We start from the raw sequence: 17,979 nt of genomic DNA on the forward strand, positions 1-17,979 counted from the left end.
GTGGTATTCGCCATACGGGGTTTTTCTTTCTTTATATATATATTCCCCAACTTCCCCAACTCGCGATATCGCTACGCCAGCAAATCAATCAATAGCATACGTAGTGGTGTAACCGCCTGGATGGTCAGCTGTTTCTCTTCGCGGATAAATGCGCCATCCCCACAGTTGATAGGTTGGCTAGGGTGATGTTCGTCACTTACCGTTGCCGAGCCGTTGATTGATTGCAGGTAAGCGCGTGTTCCATTGAGCGCCACTGTCTTCTGTTCCCCAGGCTGTAGCTCCAGATGATGTATCCAGAGCTGTTGCCGTAGTTGCAGGCTGCCTTGTTCACCATCGGGTGAGGCCAGTAACGCATGAGGTTGCGTTGGCAGCTTCAGACGCTGTACCTGCTGGTTGCTGCGTGTCGGGCAGGCATCTAACCACAGGTGCATTTGGGTCAAGGGGGAGGTGTTACTGATATTCCGAGCGCTATAACTTAGCCCCGGGTGAGTCGCCAGCAACAGCGCTTCGCCCACTCCAGCCCGGATAGTATGGCCGTCATTGTCCCGGTATTCGATTTCACCTTGCAAAATCAGGCTCAGAATATCCACATTAGGATAGGTGCGTGGTTGGCATGAGGCTCCTGGTGCTAAGACTTCCTGGTTGAGTACCCGCAGTGAACCGTATCCCATCAGTTTGGGATCAAAGTAATGACCAAAAGAGAAGGTATAACGCGCTTGTAGCCAACCAAAGTCAGCTTGCCCACATTGTTGTGCTGTTCTACGGATTATCATGGCAATCGACTCTTTAAATTGATGGTTTATAGGGTAAGCATCTGGACGGCAGATTGTTAGCCAGTTAATCTGGTAGGCATATTCAAATTTCCTGAAAGAGAGATTCGATGGCCAGAGAGCGTGCGTTAACACTAGAAGCGTTGAGGGTCATGGATGCGATTGACCGCCGAGGCAGTTTTGCTGCTGCTGCCGATGAGCTGGGGCGGGTGCCTTCTGCATTGAGCTATACCATGCAGAAATTGGAGGAAGAGCTTGATGTGGTCCTGTTTGACCGTTCAGGTCATCGCACCAAATTTACTAATGTCGGTAGAATGTTACTTGAGCGTGGCCGTATCTTGCTTGAGGCAGCGGATAAACTGACCACCGATGCAGAGGCGCTATCTCGGGGCTGGGAAACCCATATCACCATTGTCAGCGAAACGTTGTCACCGGCTGCTAAATTGTTTCCATTGCTCGATAAGCTGGCGTTGAAAGCGGATACTCAGGTTTCGATTCTTACTGAAGTATTGGCTGGGGCTTGGGAGCGTTTGGATCAAGGGCGTGCGGATATCGTTATTGCACCGGATATTCACTTTCGCGCCTCTTCTGAGATTAACACGCGCAAATTGTATAAAGTCATGAGTGTCTATGTGGCGGCACCGGATCATCCGATCCATCAAGAGCCTGAACCGTTATCAGAACTTACCCGCGTCAAATACCGTGGGATCGCCGTGGCGGATACCGCGCGGGAAAGGCCAGTATTGACGGTGCAATTACTGGATAAACAGCAGCGTTTGACCGTGAGTAGCATTGAAGATAAACGCCGAGCTTTACTGGCCGGGCTGGGAGTGGCCACCATGCCCTATCCTATGGTGGAACAAGATATTGAACAGGGGCGTTTGCGAGTGGTGGGGCCTGAATACAAAAGGGAAGTGGACATCATCATGGCCTGGCGGCGTGACAACATGGGGGAGGCTAAATCCTGGTTTCTGCGTGAGATCCCGCGTCTGTTTGCCCGGCAGGAAAAGCAGTAATCTCTACTTTTATGCCTTAAGTAATTCAAGTTGCAGGAAGGTAAGCTGCAACTTGAACTCATTTATACTCTTCATTCTTCAAGTTGCTTGGGTGTTGGCTGTGCTCTGTCACCCCAGTCACATAGTGGACTATGCTCCTGGGGATTCCAGTGCTTGCCGCCTACAAGCAACACGAATTATTTTGAGTATAGATTGTTAAAATTACCACTTTTTGTTCAGCAGGCGGTCAATACTGAAACAGCCTGGGCCGACGATTGCCAGAACGATAAAACCGCCAGCAATGCTCAAGTTTTTCATAAACATCAGTTGGTGGACGCCTTCAGAAAACTGAGAGTGGAAGATAAAGGCGCTGAGAATAGTGAAACCAGCGGTGAATAGCGCCACCGTGCGGGTCAGGAAGCCGAACAGAATAGCCAAACCGCCGCCTAATTCCAGCAGGATGGTCAGTGGCAGTAAAAAGCCAGGCACTCCCATTGCTTGCATGTAGGCTTGCGTACCGGCATAGGCATCACCCATTTTGCCGTAACCAGCAACAATAAACAGGATAGGCATCAGAATACGAGCAACCAATAAACCTGTATCTTCTAATTTTTTCATCATTAACTCCAAAAAGCCAATCTTGGCTGTTATTGCATTATTATGGCTGTTCTTAGCCAAAACGGATTAGTGGAGTGAATGTTAAACGGGGATGGTTTAGGTTGTTAGTAATAATTATTGGCGTTTTCTTTCAAAAAAAATGAGTATGTCGGCGGTGTTTAAAGCAGCCAGATGGGGGATGCCCATAGTGATGGTCCTAGCGGTGCTGCCATTTGAGTGCATACTCGGCGCTTAATCCTTTACGCGTAATGCCCGATAACTTTTACGCATTAAGCGGAATGTTCCCCATAAGCTCAATGCTCGTCGTGACCAACGCATCAGCTTGTTGGGGTGTCGCAGGCTGTAAAACGTAAAAATTGTGGAGCCGATGGCGATATATTTACGTAGGCCATATACCACCTGCCAGCCGTGATCGATGGGGGCGGTTTTTTCCAGCCATAGGGTTTTACTGGCAGCCAGATCCAGCCGCTGTAGCTGGATCTGCAGTAACAATTGCTCTTTTTGCCATTCACGGTATTGGCGGTGATTCATGTTCCCCCTCCAATGCCGAACGGTCGAGTTCTAATTGCTTGCGTGTTGCCCCTAGTAGGGTTGAACGGCGAGCCTTGTTTAATGTCCAGATGCCCACCACGATTGCCAGGAACAGTAAAGCAGCCGTGGTGGTGCCCAGTGCAATCAGACGGTAAGCCGGATCGACTGCCCAGAAGATCAGCAGCAATAGGCTCATTAGCCCAAAGGCGGTAAACAGCAAGGTGATCCCGGCCATCATCAGTAACTGGACGAGGTTGGCTTTCTCCTCTTCTAATTCGATAACAGCCAGCTTGACTCGCGTTTCCACTATCCTGACCAAGATGGTAAGAATACGTTGCGCAATATCCAGAACCCCTTTAGCGGGGCCCTGTTCACGAGATTGTGGAATATTTGCCATAATCAGCGGCGCGCGAGCAGAACGCCTAACACCACGCCAACTGCAGCACCGATGCCTACACCAGCCCACGGATTGCCACGCACATACTCATCAGCGTGACCAGCAATCTGTTTGGTTTGGTGGACTAATTTATCACCCGCATCGCTGAGGTGAGCGCGGCTATCTTTCAGTGCGTTTTCTGCTTTGGCACGGAGTTTTTCGAGCTCAGCTTTCGATTTGTCGGAGGAGCTATTGAGTACTTCTTCCAGTGTATCGGCCAACGACTTCAGTTCGGCGCGTAAACTTTCTGCATGTGGATCTTGTGCCATGATAACGACTCCTTAAGATTAACTGAGACAGAGCTTCAACATAGCTGATTTATGGGGGAGAGCAAAGGGATGTAGCCCACAATTGTGACTATATCTATCGTAATGGACTCGTTACAGAGGGCGGAGTGGGTTACTGTTCCTGATATCAACGCTCTGATACCACAAAGAGGGGCATACTCGCGTATGTTCCCCCTCTGCTTGTTACGCGCGTTACTTTTGCTTATTAGCGCGCTTCTTACGCCATAGCATCACCAAGGAACCGAAAAATCCAAGCACCAGCAGCACTACTGGCAACATCATCAGCCCGGACATCAGTTTCTCTTCATATTGATGGAACACGGCGGTGTTCCCCAAGCTAAAACCCACAGAAACCAGGATCAATACCCACAGCAATCCGCTAACCCAGTTGAAGAACTGAAAACGAACATTACTTAAACCGGACAAACCGGCGATAGTCGGTAACAAGGTACGCACAAACGCCAGGAAACGGCCAATCAGCAGTGCTGACAGGCCATGACGATAAAACAATTGGTGAGCGCGCTGGTGGTAATGTGCTGGCAAGTGTGAAAGCCAGTTTTGCACAATACGTGTGTTACCCAGCCATCGGCCTTGTATATAACTGAGCCAGCACCCCAGGCTGGCTGCCGTCGTCAGAATCAAGATAGTGACGGGGAAGTTCATGGTCCCTTTGGCGACCAGCACTCCCACCAGGATCAACAGACTGTCACCCGGTAGAAAGGCGGCGGGTAGCAGGCCATTTTCCAGAAATAAAATAAGAAACAGCAAGACATAAAGTGTCCAGACTAACGAGGGGTTAGCCAACATTTCAAAGTCTTGTTGCCATAATGCATGCAACAATTGCTTAATAATTTCCATCCGGTGTTCCTAAAAACGTCATTGTTTGTTTTCGTTCAGCAGTTGGGCGGCGGTAAACAAGATGATCGCGAAAGCCTATAACTACTGAAAATAATGAGACAGGGCTGCGTTATTCTTTACTTCACTTCTTTTGGGGCAACACCCGCTCACGAATCATAAGTCAGTGAGCCACGGTAGAGTATGTTACTTTCTTTCCAACCGCCGACTCTGTTTTGTTGCGCTGGTGAGTGCAGCATCCAGTTGATCTGTTGAAGTCGTTGGGCAATAGGGGGAACTGGCCGCCATTGTTGACGCATACCACCGATTGGCTCTGGAGTTTCTGTTGTTAAAGTATAGGCCGGAACCAACCAGGAAGAAGCGAGCAGTGAATTAGCGTAGGTATGTACCCGGAGCAACAGTTGCGGTCTCTGGCTAAGGGGCTTACGGCGCAAATCACTGGATGGACGATCAAGCTCAACATGATGTTCAGAAGCTGAAATCCCGGGGTGCTCATCAGCGATTGTAGCACTGAGCGAGGCAACGATACCGGTGGTTTTAGTTGCATGAGATGTTTGGCCGGTAGCCGAATCGGCCCAACAAAAAAGTACAATCAGCATGGCAAACAACCCGTGCATCTATTCGCGTTCCGCCCCAGTATCCACAGATAAAAAAGTGGTCTCACTTTACCAAAATAGCACGATTGGCAACAGGGAAATCTATGTTGAAAGCGGCGTAATATGACACGAAAGTAAGGGAATCTGGGATCGATTCAGCCGTTTTTACAAAACCTGACACTGAAGCCCCATGCATTACTCTTGGATGACCTTATACCTGTCGTTATTCACGGTATAGGGGAGCTTGAATAGCAGACAAAAATAAAGACTATTTGCTACCGGTTGCCAGAGTATCGAGATGGATCACCGGGTTCTCTGCAAACAAGTAGCGGTCTGCATTGTACTCAAAGTCATCTGTTGTTGCGTTAAATAGCATCTGCTTGGTGTTTTCCAAGTGCTGCCACATTGCCAGTTTGGCTCCATGGGGGTCTTTGCGGATCAGGGCTTTGAGAATTTCATCGTGGTCGTCACACCAACTGGCAATCGAGCGTGCGTCGATGTGTTCATGCAGTTTGAGCCAGTAAGGGTTGCTGACACGCTGAGCCCACATTTTTTCTACAATGGTCGCCATGGCGGTGTTCTGGGTCGCTTGGGCCACTTGAACGTGAAATTTAAGATCCCATAACGAATCGCGGAAGCGGTCTTCCTGGCGCGCTTGTTCCTGGATCTCCATCAACAGGACGATATCCTGCTTGGTGACTTGGGTCGCGGCGAATTCGGCAATGTTACTTTCGATTAACTGGCGCGCCTGTAGCAGTTCAAAAGGCCCGGCAGTGGCAAATTCGAGACTGTCGCTACTCCCCACCAGATTCTTCTGTTGGTTGGAAATGACATGGATCCCAGAACCTTTACGTACTTCGACATAACCTTCCACTTCCAACATGATGATGGCCTCACGCACCACGGTGCGGCTCACATTCATCTCTTCAGCGATATAACGTTCGGCTGGCAATTTATCACCCACTGAATAAACCCCTCCTTCAATGCGTCGCTTGAGTTCGGCGGCTAACTGCTGATAAAGGCGTCTGGTTTCAGTGAATTCCATCATGAATACTCGGCGGTAGGCAGGAAAATAGGCTGTAATGAGGGTTGTTATACCACTTAACCCCCATGGCTGCCAATGAAAAGCCCGGTACAGATGACCGGGCTTCAGGAGGGTTAACTATAATTGTCTATTATTTTTAGTCGTTCCTGTTCCAACTCCACAACTGAGTGGTTTTGCAACACGATCCAGATGACGATGGCACCCAGGATATCGAATACAGACAAGGCGGCGAATAGTGGGCTGAAACCCCATGTATCGGCCAGCGCACCAACCACCAGAGCAAATAGGGTGCTCGCGGTCCAGGCAGCCATACCGGTCAGACCGTTAGCGGTGGCTACTTCGTTGCGGCCAAACACGTCTGAAGACAAGGTAATCAGTGCGCCAGACAGGGATTGGTGAGCAAAGCCACCGACGCACAATAGCGCAATGGCGACATAAGGGCTGGTAAACAGACCAATCAGCCCAGGGCCAATCATCAGCACTGCCCCCATAGTCACCACGAGCTTACGGGAGACGATTAAGTTGACTTTAAAGTGCTTTTGGAAGAATGGCGGCAGATAACCCCCCACAACGCAACCCAGATCGGCGAATAGCATTGGCATCCAGGCGAACATGGCAATCTCTTTCAGATTAAAGCCATAAGCTTTAAACATGAATAATGGGATCCAGGCGTTAAAGGTGCCCCAGGCGGGTTCTGCCAGGAAACGTGGTAAAGCAATACCCCAGAACTGACGGTTGCGCAGGATCTGCCAGGCAGACATCTTTTTGGCGTTAGTGGTCTGATGATGCGCTTCTTGCCCTTCCAGAATATAGTCACGCTCTTTATTAGAGAGTTTCTTCTGGTCTTTAGGGTGTTTGTAGAAGATCAGCCAGCAGATAGCCCAGATCAGGCTCAGGATACCGATGATGACAAATGCCATTTCCCAGCTGTATACCACAATGGCCCAGACCACCAACGGTGGCGCCAGCATAGCGCCGATAGATGAACCGAGGTTGAAGTAACCGACGGCGATAGAACGTTCTTTGGCTGGGAACCATTCACTACTGGCTTTTAAGCCGGCAGGTATCATTGCAGCTTCGGCCATACCGACTGCACCGCGAGCCAGGGCTAGACCGCCCCAGCTATTCGCCAGTGCGGTGGCCATACAGAAGATGGCCCACAGGATGGCAAACATGGCATAACCGATTTTCGTGCCGAGCAGGTCAAGGATATAACCTGCCACAGGCTGCATAACGGTATAACAGGCCGAATAAGCGGCGACAATATAAGAATATTGCTGGGTAGTAATCCCCAACGAGCCTTCTAATGTAGGTGCTGCGACGGACATCGCATTGCGTGTTAGATAACCGAGCACGGTGCCAACAGTCACCAATCCGATCATATACCAGCGTAACCCTTTAATTTTACGCATCCCAAATCTCTCCCAGTTTTGAGTTCCTGCCACTGGCTAACCTGTGGCGGTTGTGCGGTGGTAATTCCCTTTCATCCTGTTGCCGATATTCCTTTACTGGCACTGCCTGCGCATTGGGATAGTGAATTGCCAAAAGCCCTTAGCAGGATGGTGTCACAATAACTTGTCATACAACTTTGAAAGTTGAGTGATATCACAAAAGGCGTTATTTTATTAAGTAATAATAAAACGCATCATATGGCACTAAATTAACGATGAATTTCCCGCGAAATGGGCTTTGGTGCGATGAAAAGGTATAAACCAAGTCAATATGGTGCGGGGTGCTTCATTAAATTGGTATAATATCTTTTTGGAATGACAGCGATACTAGATAGGACACAAGGTGAGGAGCCCGATATGGCCACGTTTTTGAGTGATGATTTTTTGCTAGACAGTGAATTTGCCCGTCGCCTGTACCACGACTATGCTGCGGAGCAACCTATTTTTGACTATCACTGCCATCTGCCACCGCAGCAGATAGCCGAAAACACCCGTTTTCAGAATATGTACGATATTTGGCTGAAGGGGGACCACTATAAATGGCGTGCTATGCGTACTAATGGTGTCGCAGAACGTCTGTGTACCGGTGATGCTTCTGACCGTGAGAAATTTGATGCCTGGGCAGCAACCGTGCCGCATACCATTGGCAATCCACTGTACCACTGGACCCATCTGGAATTGCGCCGTCCATTCGGGATCACCGGTAAACTCCTTTCCCCTACTACTGCGGATGAAATTTGGCAGCGCGGTAACCAGTTGTTGGAGCAGGATACTTTTCGTGCTCGCGGCATTATGCAGCAGATGAAGGTGAAAATGGTGGGTACCACGGATGATCCGATCGATGATCTGCGGCACCATAAAGCCATTGCGGCTGACAGCAGTTTTGCTATCAAGGTGTTGCCAAGCTGGCGACCTGATAAAGCCTTTAACATTGAATCTGCCGGGTTTAATGATTATATGCAAAAGCTCGAAGCCGCTGCGGATACCTCAATTACCCGCTTTAGCGATCTCTGCGATGCATTGAAAAAACGGATGGACCACTTTGCTGCACATGGTTGCAAGATTTCCGATCACGCGCTGGATGTGGTGGTTTATGGCGAGGCCGATGAAACCACACTGGATAGTATTTTGGCGCAACGCTTGAGTGGCAAACAGCCAACAGCGTCACAAGTTGCCCAGTTCAAGACGGCGGTCCTGCTGTTCCTGGCGACAGAATATCAGCGCCGTGAGTGGGTGCAGCAGTATCACATTGGTGCGCTGCGCAATAATAACAGCCGGATGTTTAACCACATTGGCCCAGATATTGGCTTTGATTCCATTAACGATCAACCGGTGGCCGAACCGCTGTCACGTTTACTCGATGCTCAGGCCAAACAAGGAACCTTGCCGAAGACCATCCTTTACTGCCTCAACCCGGGTGATAACGAAGTGCTCAGTACCATGATCGGTAACTTCCAGGGGGAAGGGATGCCAGGCAAGATGCAATTTGGTTCTGGCTGGTGGTTTAACGATCAGAAAGACGGTATGCAGCGTCAGATGACTCAGTTGGCTCAACTTGGCTTGCTTAGCCGTTTTGTCGGCATGTTAACGGATAGCCGTAGTTTCCTTTCTTATACGCGGCATGAATACTTCCGTCGTATTCTGTGCCAGATGATTGGCCGTTGGGTGGTTGATGGCGAAGCGCCAGCAGATATGGTGTTGCTGGGGGACATGGTGAAAAACATCTGCTTCGACAACGCTAAACGCTATTTCGCTATCGAATTGGGCTAGTTAGAACTCAAGGTTGGTTTATGCAAAGCATTATAAAGATTCATGCAAAAGATAATGTGGCGGTAGCGCTACGTGATTTGGCTACTGGTGAAAGACTAACATGGGATGACCAGACGATTACCTTGCTGCAGGAGGTGGCTCGAGGGCACAAGTTTGCCCTTGAACCGATTGCTGTGGGGGAGAGGGTTATCAAGTACGGTTTACCGATTGGTCATGCGTTGGCTGCTATTGCACCGGGTGAGCATATCCATTCGCAAAATATCAAAACCAACCTGAGTGATCTGGATAGCTATCAATATCAGCCGGAATTCCAGACGTTACCGCAGCAAGCGGCTGATCGTGAAGTACAACTCTATCGGCGTAGCAATGGTGAGGTTGGGATCCGTAACGAACTGTGGATCATCCCGACGGTAGGCTGCGTCAACGGTACTGCACGTCACATCCTGCAGCGTTTTCTGAAAGTGACCGAAGGAGCACCTGGTATTGACGGTGTGTATCTATTCAGCCATCCGTTCGGTTGCTCTCAACTTGGGCAGGATCATGATAATACCCGCACCATGTTGCAGAATATGGTGCGTCATCCCAATGCAGGTGCGGTATTGGTGATTGGTTTAGGTTGTGAGAATAACCAGGTAGATATTTTCCGCAGTACGCTGGGTGATTTTGACCCGCAGCGCGTGAGTTTTATGGTCTGCCAACAGCAGGATGATGAAGTTGAAGCTGGTTTGGCCTCTCTACAGGCGTTATACCAGACCATGCGAGATGATCATCGCCAGCCAGGCAAACTCAGTGAGCTGAAGTTTGGTTTGGAATGCGGTGGCTCTGATGGGTTATCGGGGATCACCGCCAATCCATTACTGGGCTGTTTTTCTGACTATGTGATCGCTAACGGTGGCACCACGGTACTGACCGAGGTGCCGGAAATGTTTGGTGCCGAGCGGATACTGATGAGCCGTTGTCAGGATGCGGTGACTTTTGAAAAAACCGTTGCCATGGTTAACGATTTCAAACAGTACTTTATTGCGCATGACCAGCCGATTTACGAGAACCCTTCACCGGGTAACAAAGCCGGTGGCATCACCACGCTGGAAGAGAAGTCATTGGGTTGTACCCAAAAAGCGGGGCAAAGTGAGGTTGTGGATGTTTTAAAGTATGGTGAACGTCTGCATCGGCCAGGGCTGAACCTGTTGAGTGCACCCGGTAATGATGCGGTGGCTACCAGCGCGCTGGCGGGGGCGGGTTGCCATATGGTGTTATTCACTACCGGACGAGGAACACCCTACGGTGGTTTTGTTCCAACGGTGAAATTGTCCACCAATTCGGAGTTGGCGGCTAAAAAACCGCATTGGATCGATTTTGATGCTGGCCGCTTGATCCATGGCGTGCCGATGGCGCAACTGCTGACGCAGTTTATCGATTTAATTGTCGCCATTGCTGATGGTAAACCGACATGTAACGAAGTGAATGACTTCCGCGAACTGGCTATTTTTAAAAGTGGAGTGACGCTGTAAAGTATCAGGGGTAAAATAAAACGTTATTTTGTTTTACCCCTTCCCCTCTCAGGATCCATTCATGACGTTTTATTGGTTTGCCCAGGCAGTCGGTGTGCTGGCTTTTTTTGTCGGTATCACCAGCTTTTTCAATCGAAATGATCAGCGTTTTAAGTTGCAACTGTCAGGCTACAGCCTAGTTATCGGTATCCATTTCTTTATGATGGGGGTGAATGCCGCCGGGACCAGCGCCCTGATCGGCGCCTGCCGCAACCTGGTCTCCATGCGGGTTCGCAGTTTGTGGGTGATGTGGCTGTTTATCATCCTGACCCTGTCTATCGGTTTATGGCGTTTTCAATACTGGGTCGAGTTGTTGCCTATCTTTGGTACCACCATCACCACTTGGGCACTCTTCCGCACCCGTGGTTTGACCACCCGTTGTGTACTGTGGTGTTCAACCGCATGTTGGTTAACACACAATATCTGGCTCGGCTCGATAGGCGGTTCACTGATTGAAGGGAGTTTTCTGTTGATCAACGCTGTTAACATTATCCGTTTTCGGCGCTTGCAACTGCGTGGCATCGATCCTTTTGCGGTGGAAAAAGAGCTACCGACAGCGCAATGCCAGCCAGTTAAACCAGAGAGTACGTGAAGTGTCTTACCCTCTCGCAAGGAGAGGGTAAGGGGGACATTAACGAACCTTTAGTGGGTCCTTATCAGCCAAGCGCTGATCTTCTGCTTGGCAGACTGCTGCGGTAAACACCACATCAGTAGAGGAGTTGAGAGCAGTTTCTGCTGAGTCCTGCAGCACGCCAATGATAAAGCCGACACCTACCACCTGCATGGCAATATCATTAGGGATACCAAACATATTACAGGCCAGCGGGATTAACAACAGGGAGCCACCCGCCACGCCAGAAGCACCGCAAGCACAAACTGCGGCGACGACACTCAGTAACAGCGCGGTAGGAATATCAACAGCAATACCGAGGGTATGAACAGCGGCCAGGGTCAACACAGTGACGGTGATCGCTGCGCCAGCCATATTGATGGTGGCACCCAGTGGGATAGAAACTGAATAGGTATCCTGGTTCAGGTTCAACTTTTTGCACAGTTCCATATTCACCGGAATATTGGCGGCGGAACTACGGGTAAAGAAGGCCGTTACGCCACTTTCACGTAGGCAGGTCAATACCAGTGGGTAAGGGTTACGGCGGATTTTCCAGTAAACAATCAGCGGGTTTAGCACCAGTGCCACCAGCAACATACAGCCGATCAACACCACGAGTAATTGTGCGTAGTCCCTGAGCGCCCCAAAACCACTCTCTGCCAGTGTCGATGACACCAGGCCAAAGATACCCAGTGGCGCACAGCGGATCACTCCCCGTACCACCATGGTTACTGCGTGGGACATATCGGTGATTAATGACTTGGTGGTGTCAGAGGCATGACGCAATGCCAGTCCCAGCCCGATAGCCCAGGCCAGAATACCAATATAGTTAGCATTGGTGAGGGCATGGAACGGGTTGGCGACGACATTCATCAGCAGGCCTTTCAAGACTTCTGTAATACCGCTTGGCGGGCTGATGTCGGTGTTTCCCACAACCAGAGTCAATGTGGTCGGGAACAGGAAACTGAACACGACCGCGGAAAGCGCAGCGGCGAAAGTGCCTAACAGATAAAGGAACAAAATTGGGCGGATATTGGTTTTTTGCCCCTGTTTATGATTAGCGATGGAAGCCATAACCAGTACCAGTACCAGCAGTGGAGCTACCGCTTTCAGCGCACCGACGAACAGCGAGCCCAATAAACCCACTGCCTTGGCAGCAGGGGGTGACACCAGTGTCAGGATAATACCTGCAGCAAGGCCAACCATGATCTGTATAACCAGGCTGCCCTGAGTGATTCGTGCTAATAATTTATTCATGATGCTTTTGCGTTTCCGCTCCCTGATAAGATGACATACAGAGCTCTCTACCTTGGCAGGAACGTTGCCGGGTTATTTATGGTTGTCTCTGTAACGAAGTGTGTTTGCCTTGTTAGTATTCAGTAAACAATGCGCCTTGAAAAGGGGAGACGATGAAATAATATGCGTAGATAACTGGCCAAATACATTTCATTTACATTTGTGTGACCCTGATAACATTCTGTATATATAAGAAATCGCCAAACAATAATGGGGTGATTAACACCCCAAATAATAGATTATGGTTTTTGCCGAGATTTAATATCATTGCGCTGGTTAACCCAGGCATTGATCAGCAATGTCACGAGGAGGATCCCTGCGACAACACTCAATGAGATGGCAATCGGGATATGATAAAAATCGACAATCAACATTTTGATACCGATAAATATCAGGATCGCCGCCAAACCATACTTCAGCAGTGAGAAACGTTCAGCCACGTTGGCTAACAGGAAATACATGGCGCGCAACCCCATGATGGCGAACAGGTTGGAGGTCAGCACGATAAACGGATCGGTGGTCACCGCGAAGATCGCCGGGATACTGTCAACGGCGAAAATAACATCGCTCAGTTCAACCAAAATCAGTACTAGCATTAGAGGGGTAGCAAACAATATCCCATTGCGGCGTACGAAGAAACGCTCCCCTTCCAGGTTGTCGGTGATGCGTAAATGGCTACGCAGCCACTTCACTAGGGGCTTATCGCCAATGGCGGCATTATCCTCCTTCGCTATGGCCATCTTGATACCGGTAAACAGTAAGAAAGCACCGAACAGATAGAGCAACCAGGCAAATTGGGTAATCAGCCAACTTCCTGCGAAGATCATGATGGTACGCAAGATGATTGCACCTAGCACACCGTAAATGAGCACTCGGCGTTGTAAATTAGGAGGAACAGCGAAATAACTGAATAGCATTAGCCAAACGAAGACGTTATCAACAGCCAACGATTTTTCAATCAAGTAACCGGTCAAGAAAGCCAGCGCTTGAGTATCGGCTACTGCGCGTCCTGCGGTTTGATTCAGGTAGTACCAAAAACCAAAGTTGAATAACAGCGCCAGGCTCACCCACACCAGTGACCAGCAGGCAGCCTGCTTAAATGTCATGGTCTGCGCGCCTTTACGACCCTGTAATAACAGGTCTATGGCCAGCATGACGACAATGATGACAGCAAAACTGCCCCACAACCAAGGGGTGCCAACGGTATTTATCATTCAGGAAATCCTTCTACAAAACAAAAACGGCCAACGTCGGAAGACGCTAGCCGCTATGATTAACGCTGCAAGCAAACCTCGCCTTCCGGCAAGGTCTCACTTACAACGCTGATGTGGTGATAAACACCTTCAACATCAGGTTGCCCGGTAACCGGATGCTTGCGCACCGTATTGACGATTAACCGGCAATGAAGTTACTCCCCTTTGCAGCGCAGGAAGTTAAAACAAAATGTGCGGCTGGTCAACGTTAATCCTTATTATGGCACAATTTTCTGTACACCCACGGAGCGGATGAAGTTCTGCAACAGGCTTTGGCTTAACGGGGGTATAACAGTCTGATACTTGGTAAAATTCTTGGCTTCACCCGCTTTTTTCATAGCTCAGGCCTGTCTAAACCTTAGGTATTCTCTAGGTGGTAAATGCTCAGCTTGGCGTTCATCAGTCGATTTGAGAGCCATTCTCTCCGATGTTATCAAAATACTTTATCATTGAGATTATCAGTGGCCTGTTGAAGAAACTATCTCAGATAGAGTGCTCATGGCACCAGAGTTAGAGTCTACCATTGTATGGTTTGCGGGCTGGTAGCGTACTGTTTAATTGATGGCAAGCTATCAATTGAATTGGTTCGTCCATCAAGGGGGGATGATAGTTTAACCAAAATCTCATAAAACTAAACATTTAGTTTGACATATCTAAATGTTTAGTTATAGTGTCTGAAAAATGCTCAACTACTGAGGTTATTTAAATGCGGAATGAAGTAAAAGTACAATCAAATACAACCACAGTGAATATTCAAACACTATGTAGAGAGATTGATGCAGGCAAAGCAGAGCAAGGAGGAATAAAATTAAAACCGTTCTATCAGCGAGAATACAAATTTACTAAGAAAGATGAGAGTTTTTTAATTGAGTCACTACTTATGGGAATCCCTATTCCTACAATTTATCTAGCATCAGATACAACAAAATTCCCGCATGTGTCAAATGTTATTGATGGACAACATAGATTAAGAGCGATACATAGATACATTAATAATGAGTATCAACTAACAGGATTAGAAAAGCTCGCGAATCTAAATGGAATGTCTTTCACAGAACTTCCTGTAGAATTAAAAAATAAATTATCAGTACAAACTAGTTTAAATTTAAATTATATCCACGTTCAAGATGATCCTAATTTAGAGTTGGAGATATTTTTAAGATATAATAAAGGGACTAATCCTATGTCGAAACAAGAAATTCGACATGTTTTATTTGGGTCACAATTTAATGATTGGGTTATCAATAAAGTTGGTGAGTTGAAAAATAACAAGGAGATGGCTGATATTTTCAATATGGTAAAAAAGAGACTAACTGATAAAGCTGTTCATGCAGACTTTTTTTTGATGTTTTATATCTTGCATTATGGTCTTAATCAGAAATATGTGGGTACGCCATATTATGTTGATGCTATTATGGATAAGACAAGGAAAATGAACAATGATGAAGTGAAAAAATTCATTGAGCGTTCTGAGTATATTTTTGAACAAATGTTAAATTTCTTAAGGTTTATAACAGCTCATGGCATTCAGCATCCTTTCTCTAAGGAGATATATGCACCGTCAGAGAAAAGGCATCTTTTTCAATCTAGTATATTAATGATTATAACCGGAGTGTTTAATTACGTTATCTTAGATGATGTTAATTATAATGAGATTGGTGCTGAAAAAATACTGGGTGCAATAAAAAATGGATTTAAAAATAGCAATTATTATGGTTCAAAGAGCGCGACAACGAATTATGAGTTAGTAAATAATGCAGTTGAGTCCATAAAAGCAGAGATTAAATTAACTATATGAGCTGGATTTCAATTTAGACTTCACTAATAATATTATACTTAATTAACGTGAATATATTTGACCAAGCTAGTTATTAGGGAAAGCGTACTGAAGGGGAGTAGCGACGGTGGTCGGTGGAGGGTTCTTCAGTACGCTTTGTTAAGGCTACTCACATTTAGAGAGCTTCTTGCATACTCACTCAGCCAATAGAGGTGATTACCACGCCGCAGTGGTTTTCTGCTGGTAGCGGTAGTTACCCGGCTGGAAGATGCACTATACCCTTCTTACTTCAAACTGCTTGGGTGTTAGCTGCGCTCTGTCACCCTAGTCACATAGTGGGCTATGCACTTAGGGCTTTCATCGCTGACTGCCTTCAAGCAATTCGAAGTATTTGGGGTATAAAAATAGGCGCTCAGCGGCAATATTCCCCTGCTGCAGGAACATTTGGTCAAAATTACCCTGTTCCTGCAAGATACGTTGCGGGGCATCACCGGTTTGCATTAATAGCAGCGGTTTCATCGGTTATTCACTGTCTGCTGGGAACACCACGCCGGTCTGGCGGCGGATCTCAGTCAATAACTGAGCGATGTGCCGTGAGTTTTCCAGACCAATATGCTCGACCTGCTGTTTCTCTACCAAATCGGCAAATACCTGTGCTTCGTACAGCATGGTATTTTCGTGTTGTGGTTGAGTCAGCACTTGCGATTTTTCACCCCGTGGTGTGAGCACCACATTTTGCACTTCGGAAAGCCGTTCGATCACCAGCGTGCCCTCTTCCCCCTGAATTTCGCTTGGGATATCGGAGTTACTCACCTTGGAATGACAGATAGTGACATCAAAGTCACCATAACTCAGGCAAACGCTGCCGTGGCCATCGACCCCCGTGTCCAACAAGGTCGCGCTGGCCTTCACTTCTTTAGGCGCACCAAACAGGCTGACTGCACTGGCGACACAGTAGTAACCGATATCCATGATCGAACCGTTGGAGAATTGCGGGTTGAAGGTATTCAGGTTTTCACCAGCCAGATAACGCGGATAGCGGGAAGAGTATTGGCAATAATTAAGAAAGACTTTACGCAGCTTACCCAGCGTTGGTAAGGCTTGTTGCAGTACGGCAAAGTTTGGCAAGTAGGCAGTTTTAAAAGCTTCAAATACCACCACCTGATTTTCCCGTGCGCAAGCCAGTAATTCTTCCACCTGACGCAAATTAGAGGCTAATGGCTTTTCACAAATCACATGTTTCTTGTGGCTGAGGAACAGCAAGGATTGCGAGTAATGTAGTGAGTTTGGGCTGGCAATATACACTGCGTCGATAACATCGGACTGGGCCAGTGCTTCTAGCGAGTCAAAGAAGTGTTCAACGGGGTAATTGGCCGCAAATGCCCGCGCTTGTTCTAGTTTACGTGAGTAGACGGCGGTCAGTTGCATCTTGCCGCTTTTATGAGCAGCATCGACAAAGCGTTCTGTAATCCAGTTGGTACCAACAACAGCAAAGCGAATCATAGGTTACTCCGGTTGCTCAGGAAAATTATTTACAGCAGATTAGCATGCGAATCATGTTAGGCGAATATCCCTAATATCTGGCAGGTTACCGGGCGGGGGATAGAGCTCACCAAACAGTGACAGATGCGTCAGATACAAGCGGGTATCAAACTCCAATTGGTGGTAGCTCGGCTCCATATGGCAACATAAACTGTAGAACGCTTTATTGTGCTCTTTCTCTTTCAGGTGCGCTAATTCATGAACCACAATCATACGCAGGAAGGGTTCTGGGGTATTTTTAAACACTGCCGCTATGCGGATCTCGGCCTTGGCTTTCAGCTTGCCACCTTGTACGCGGGAAATGGCGGTATGTTGACCTAACGCCTGTTTTAACACCTGAATTTTGCTGTCGTAGGCCACTTTACTCAATGGTTGCGCATTACGCAGATATTGATTTTTCAGATCGACAGTAAACTGATACAGCGACTTGTCAGTGGTGCAGTCGTGAACCTGCGGATAGCGCTGTAACAGCACCTTTCCCAGCCGTTGCTGTTCGATAAGCTGTTGTACCTGCGTTTGCAGGTGGTCGGGATAGCCTTGCAGGTAGATCAGTTGAGGCATGTGATTCAATATTCCGTGTTATACCCGTCACCAATC

Annotated in this window: 18 protein-coding genes and 1 pseudogene; 5 read left to right on the top strand and 14 right to left on the bottom strand. The window is 48.0% G+C overall.

The genetic code is table 11. The annotated features are described in order from the left end of the window. Positions 1–71 precede the first annotated feature (71 nt). On the bottom strand, positions 72–773 hold the full coding sequence (locus tag ACX9GV_RS00775; protein ID WP_473196702.1) for a pirin family protein: 702 nt from the start codon (positions 771–773) through the stop codon (positions 72–74). Positions 774–880: 107 nt separating this feature from the next. On the opposite strand from ACX9GV_RS00775, the gene ACX9GV_RS00780 reads away from it, so the two are divergent. Further along, entirely contained in the window at positions 881–1,786 is a 906-nt protein-coding gene (locus ACX9GV_RS00780) for a LysR family transcriptional regulator (RefSeq protein ID WP_023489308.1), read from the top strand. A 201-nt stretch (positions 1,787–1,987) separates the two neighbouring features. On the opposite strand, the gene ACX9GV_RS00785 is transcribed toward ACX9GV_RS00780, so the two are convergent. From ACX9GV_RS00785 to ACX9GV_RS00820, 8 genes are all read right to left on the bottom strand, one after another. Next, positions 1,988–2,383 carry a DoxX family protein gene (locus tag ACX9GV_RS00785; protein WP_473197943.1) on the bottom strand — a complete coding sequence of 132 codons (396 nt, stop codon included), beginning with the start codon at positions 2,381–2,383 and terminating at the stop codon, positions 1,988–1,990. A 231-nt stretch (positions 2,384–2,614) separates the two neighbouring features. Further along, positions 2,615–2,914: a YqjK-like family protein gene (locus tag ACX9GV_RS00790; protein WP_473196703.1), complete on the bottom strand. Its 300-nt coding sequence runs from the start codon at positions 2,912–2,914 to the stop codon at positions 2,615–2,617. Beyond that, positions 2,892–3,311 carry a phage holin family protein gene (locus ACX9GV_RS00795; RefSeq protein ID WP_473196704.1) on the bottom strand — a complete coding sequence of 140 codons (420 nt, stop codon included), beginning with the start codon at positions 3,309–3,311 and terminating at the stop codon, positions 2,892–2,894. Before ACX9GV_RS00795 ends, ACX9GV_RS00790 begins: the two co-directional genes overlap by 23 nt. Before the next feature lie 2 nt (positions 3,312–3,313). After that, positions 3,314–3,619, bottom strand: a complete 306-nt coding sequence (locus tag ACX9GV_RS00800) for an ElaB/YgaM/YqjD family protein (RefSeq protein ID WP_473196705.1) — start codon at positions 3,617–3,619, stop codon at positions 3,314–3,316. A gap of 210 nt (positions 3,620–3,829) precedes the next feature. Continuing rightward, a complete protein-coding gene (locus ACX9GV_RS00805) occupies positions 3,830–4,495 on the bottom strand; it encodes a DedA family protein (RefSeq protein WP_023489313.1) in 666 nt (221 codons plus the stop codon). Positions 4,496–4,641: 146 nt separating this feature from the next. Beyond that, the gene (locus ACX9GV_RS00810) at positions 4,642–5,091 is read right to left on the bottom strand and encodes a hypothetical protein (RefSeq protein WP_473196706.1); all 450 of its coding nucleotides are present in this window, start codon (positions 5,089–5,091) and stop codon (positions 4,642–4,644) included. A 265-nt stretch (positions 5,092–5,356) separates the two neighbouring features. Then, a complete protein-coding gene (gene exuR, locus ACX9GV_RS00815) occupies positions 5,357–6,133 on the bottom strand; it encodes a transcriptional regulator ExuR (RefSeq protein WP_473197944.1) in 777 nt (258 codons plus the stop codon). A gap of 113 nt (positions 6,134–6,246) precedes the next feature. Continuing rightward, on the bottom strand, positions 6,247–7,545 hold the full coding sequence (locus ACX9GV_RS00820; RefSeq protein WP_473196707.1) for an MFS transporter: 1,299 nt from the start codon (positions 7,543–7,545) through the stop codon (positions 6,247–6,249). 396 nt (positions 7,546–7,941) lie between these two features. On the opposite strand from ACX9GV_RS00820, the gene uxaC reads away from it, so the two are divergent. From uxaC to ACX9GV_RS00835, 3 genes are all read left to right on the top strand, one after another. After that, the gene (gene uxaC, locus ACX9GV_RS00825) at positions 7,942–9,354 is read left to right on the top strand and encodes a glucuronate isomerase (protein WP_473196708.1); all 1,413 of its coding nucleotides are present in this window, start codon (positions 7,942–7,944) and stop codon (positions 9,352–9,354) included. Positions 9,355–9,374: 20 nt separating this feature from the next. Continuing rightward, entirely contained in the window at positions 9,375–10,865 is a 1,491-nt protein-coding gene (locus ACX9GV_RS00830; RefSeq protein WP_473196709.1) for a UxaA family hydrolase, read from the top strand. Positions 10,866–10,926: 61 nt separating this feature from the next. Continuing rightward, positions 10,927–11,496 carry a YgjV family protein gene (locus tag ACX9GV_RS00835; RefSeq protein ID WP_023489469.1) on the top strand — a complete coding sequence of 190 codons (570 nt, stop codon included), beginning with the start codon at positions 10,927–10,929 and terminating at the stop codon, positions 11,494–11,496. Between the two features lie 39 nt (positions 11,497–11,535). Here the strand turns inward: ACX9GV_RS00835 and sstT are convergent, their stop codons facing one another. Further along, entirely contained in the window at positions 11,536–12,771 is a 1,236-nt protein-coding gene (gene sstT, locus ACX9GV_RS00840; RefSeq protein WP_023489468.1) for a serine/threonine transporter SstT, read from the bottom strand. Positions 12,772–13,049: 278 nt separating this feature from the next. Continuing rightward, positions 13,050–14,024 (bottom strand): TerC family protein, encoded by a 975-nt coding sequence (locus ACX9GV_RS00845; protein WP_473196710.1) that lies wholly within the window; start codon positions 14,022–14,024, stop codon positions 13,050–13,052. Positions 14,025–14,769: 745 nt separating this feature from the next. Here ACX9GV_RS00845 and ACX9GV_RS00850 point away from each other — a divergent pair. Further along, positions 14,770–15,861 carry a DUF262 domain-containing protein gene (locus ACX9GV_RS00850; protein ID WP_473196711.1) on the top strand — a complete coding sequence of 364 codons (1,092 nt, stop codon included), beginning with the start codon at positions 14,770–14,772 and terminating at the stop codon, positions 15,859–15,861. A gap of 384 nt (positions 15,862–16,245) precedes the next feature. On the opposite strand, the pseudogene ACX9GV_RS00855 reads toward ACX9GV_RS00850, so the two are convergent. The 3 genes and pseudogenes from ACX9GV_RS00855 to ACX9GV_RS00865 form a co-directional block, all read right to left on the bottom strand. Then, positions 16,246–16,359, bottom strand: a pseudogene (locus ACX9GV_RS00855) (glutamine amidotransferase); the annotation flags it as partial. A gap of 3 nt (positions 16,360–16,362) precedes the next feature. Beyond that, the gene (locus ACX9GV_RS00860; RefSeq protein ID WP_473196712.1) at positions 16,363–17,343 is read right to left on the bottom strand and encodes a Gfo/Idh/MocA family protein; all 981 of its coding nucleotides are present in this window, start codon (positions 17,341–17,343) and stop codon (positions 16,363–16,365) included. 51 nt (positions 17,344–17,394) lie between these two features. After that, positions 17,395–17,943, bottom strand: coding sequence for a M48 metallopeptidase family protein (locus ACX9GV_RS00865; RefSeq protein ID WP_473196713.1), 549 nt, complete (start codon positions 17,941–17,943; stop codon positions 17,395–17,397). Positions 17,944–17,979: the final 36 nt, after the last annotated feature.

This window comes from Serratia sp. 25CWL12 (assembly GCF_055790885.1).

Excerpts from the sequence above, each read along its gene's own strand:
- ACX9GV_RS00775 (WP_473196702.1), bottom strand. The coding sequence starts at position 773 with ATGATAATCCGTAGAACAGCACAACAATGTGGGCAAGCTGACTTTGGT.
- ACX9GV_RS00780 (WP_023489308.1), top strand. The coding sequence starts at position 881 with ATGGCCAGAGAGCGTGCGTTAACACTAGAAGCGTTGAGGGTCATGGAT.
- ACX9GV_RS00785 (WP_473197943.1), bottom strand. The coding sequence starts at position 2,383 with ATGAAAAAATTAGAAGATACAGGTTTATTGGTTGCTCGTATTCTGATG.
- ACX9GV_RS00790 (WP_473196703.1), bottom strand. The coding sequence starts at position 2,914 with ATGAATCACCGCCAATACCGTGAATGGCAAAAAGAGCAATTGTTACTG.
- ACX9GV_RS00795 (WP_473196704.1), bottom strand. The coding sequence starts at position 3,311 with ATGGCAAATATTCCACAATCTCGTGAACAGGGCCCCGCTAAAGGGGTT.
- ACX9GV_RS00800 (WP_473196705.1), bottom strand. The coding sequence starts at position 3,619 with ATGGCACAAGATCCACATGCAGAAAGTTTACGCGCCGAACTGAAGTCG.
- ACX9GV_RS00805 (WP_023489313.1), bottom strand. The coding sequence starts at position 4,495 with ATGGAAATTATTAAGCAATTGTTGCATGCATTATGGCAACAAGACTTT.
- ACX9GV_RS00810 (WP_473196706.1), bottom strand. The coding sequence starts at position 5,091 with ATGCTGATTGTACTTTTTTGTTGGGCCGATTCGGCTACCGGCCAAACA.
- exuR (WP_473197944.1), bottom strand. The coding sequence starts at position 6,133 with ATGGAATTCACTGAAACCAGACGCCTTTATCAGCAGTTAGCCGCCGAA.
- ACX9GV_RS00820 (WP_473196707.1), bottom strand. The coding sequence starts at position 7,545 with ATGCGTAAAATTAAAGGGTTACGCTGGTATATGATCGGATTGGTGACT.
- uxaC (WP_473196708.1), top strand. The coding sequence starts at position 7,942 with ATGGCCACGTTTTTGAGTGATGATTTTTTGCTAGACAGTGAATTTGCC.
- ACX9GV_RS00830 (WP_473196709.1), top strand. The coding sequence starts at position 9,375 with ATGCAAAGCATTATAAAGATTCATGCAAAAGATAATGTGGCGGTAGCG.
- ACX9GV_RS00835 (WP_023489469.1), top strand. The coding sequence starts at position 10,927 with ATGACGTTTTATTGGTTTGCCCAGGCAGTCGGTGTGCTGGCTTTTTTT.
- sstT (WP_023489468.1), bottom strand. The coding sequence starts at position 12,771 with ATGAATAAATTATTAGCACGAATCACTCAGGGCAGCCTGGTTATACAG.
- ACX9GV_RS00845 (WP_473196710.1), bottom strand. The coding sequence starts at position 14,024 with ATGATAAATACCGTTGGCACCCCTTGGTTGTGGGGCAGTTTTGCTGTC.
- ACX9GV_RS00850 (WP_473196711.1), top strand. The coding sequence starts at position 14,770 with ATGCGGAATGAAGTAAAAGTACAATCAAATACAACCACAGTGAATATT.
- ACX9GV_RS00860 (WP_473196712.1), bottom strand. The coding sequence starts at position 17,343 with ATGATTCGCTTTGCTGTTGTTGGTACCAACTGGATTACAGAACGCTTT.
- ACX9GV_RS00865 (WP_473196713.1), bottom strand. The coding sequence starts at position 17,943 with ATGCCTCAACTGATCTACCTGCAAGGCTATCCCGACCACCTGCAAACG.